The following is a 506-nucleotide window of genomic DNA, read 5'->3' as shown; positions in this document are numbered from 1 at the left end:
ACTAATTAATGCATCGTGATTTTTAAGGAATAAATCGAATGTTTTAAAGCATAAATCTCTATCTATTTTATCTAAATCTTTATCATTAACCATGTTCATCAAAAGGAAAGCTGCATACAAATCTCGTTGAACTTTGATGCCATCGAAGTCATTCCAACGCTTGCTCAATGATTTTTTGGTATACGTATCATCAAAATGATTATATTGACTCGCTTTTACTTTAGTTGTATTCACTTTGTTTAATTTCAAACCATTATACTTTAACTTCCGTTCTAGGCAACTTAAAAGCATAGAAGGAGCACGAGTCGATAAGGTTCTTCCAAACCTTTTCTTCTTCTTAAATCGACCTTTTTTATTTTTCTCTGTTTTTTTACTTCGTTTTTGAAATCCTTTAAAGGGCATTGTTTCTACGAAAATTGTATCGCCCATAGATAACAGTTGATTAGACAATGTTTCATGGTCTTGTTTTCTTACCATTCGGTTCTTACGATGCAACTCTCGATATT

1 pseudogene is annotated in these 506 nt (G+C 31.6%); it reads right to left on the bottom strand.

Annotated features, from left to right (window positions below):
• Positions 1–477 (bottom strand): annotated as a pseudogene (locus AC3II9_RS21520) (RNA-guided endonuclease TnpB family protein); the annotation flags it as partial.
• Positions 478–506 lie beyond the last annotated feature (29 nt).

The organism is Lysinibacillus sp. RU7 (assembly GCF_057837305.1).
Note: the sequence above shows the minus strand (reverse complement) of the source record. Positions and strands in the feature narration are given on the sequence as shown.